At 61.2% G+C, this 1,048-nt stretch carries 1 protein-coding gene; it reads left to right on the plus strand.

Going from position 1 to position 1,048, the window contains the following annotated elements; translation table 11 throughout:
• A partial coding sequence (locus tag IE126_RS25715; protein ID WP_189383237.1) for a Mu transposase C-terminal domain-containing protein occupies positions 1-1,048 on the plus strand: 1,048 nt, incomplete at both ends.

Raw genomic sequence — 1,048 nt, forward strand, 5'->3', positions numbered from 1 at the left:
ACGGTCTACACGGCAGACGGCAAGACCTTCGATGCCGAGATCGCAGATCCGGTGTCGAACCGCCCGATGCGCCCGGAAATCACGTCGGTTCTCGATGTCGCCACCCGCAAATGCGTGGGCTATGCGGTGTCGCGCAAGGAGAACGTGATCGCGGTGACAGAGGCCCTGCGCCGGTCCTGCTCCGCCCACGGTATTTGCGCGGTTTTCTATACCGACCGGGGCGCTGGCTACAAAAACAAGGTGATGGACGGCGACGATGGTGCCGCCCTCGGTGGCCTGATGGGGCGGCTTGGCATCACCAAGATGCATGCTCTGCCCTACAATTCGCAGGCGAAAGGCATCATCGAGCGGTTCAACGCAGTCTGGAACGGTCTGGCGAAGGAATTTCCCACCTATCTCGGCAGCGACATGGACAAGGAGGCCAAACAGGCCATCCACAAGGAAACCCGCCGCGAAATCCGGGAATTTGGTGTCGCGCGCAGGCTGCCGAGCTGGCAGGAGTTCATTGCCGCTGTCGAAAAGACCATCGCCGAATACAATGACAAGCCGCATACCGGCCTGCCGCGCTTCGAAGATCCTGCAACCGGCAAGATGCGGCATATGTCGCCGAACGAGGCCTGGGCGGCGCATGTCACGTCAGGCTTCCAGCCGGTCACTGTCGATCCGGCCGAGGAAGATGACCTGTTCCGGCCTTACGAGATCCGCACGGCGCGGCGCTCGCTGGTCGAATGGAACACCAACAAGTATTTCCACGAGGCTCTGCAGCGCTACGAGGGCGAAGAGGTCATGGTTGGCTATGACCTGCATCAGGCCGAAAAGGTCTGGGTGCGCGAGTTCGACCGGAACAGCGGCAATCCCGGCAAGCTGATCTGCGTGGCCATCTTCAATGGCAATGCTCAGCGCTACATCCCGCTGACCATGGAGCAGAAGGCGCTGGAGGATCGTCAGAAAGCCGCGCTGAAACGGCTGGACGACAGGCGTCAGGCCAAGATCGAAGAACTGCACTCGCCCTTTCTGCTGGACCAGCAGGCGGTCGAGATCGCGGATT

The sequence above is a fragment of the Gemmobacter nanjingensis genome (assembly GCF_014652195.1).
Lineage (GTDB): Bacteria > Pseudomonadota > Alphaproteobacteria > Rhodobacterales > Rhodobacteraceae > Gemmobacter > Gemmobacter caeni.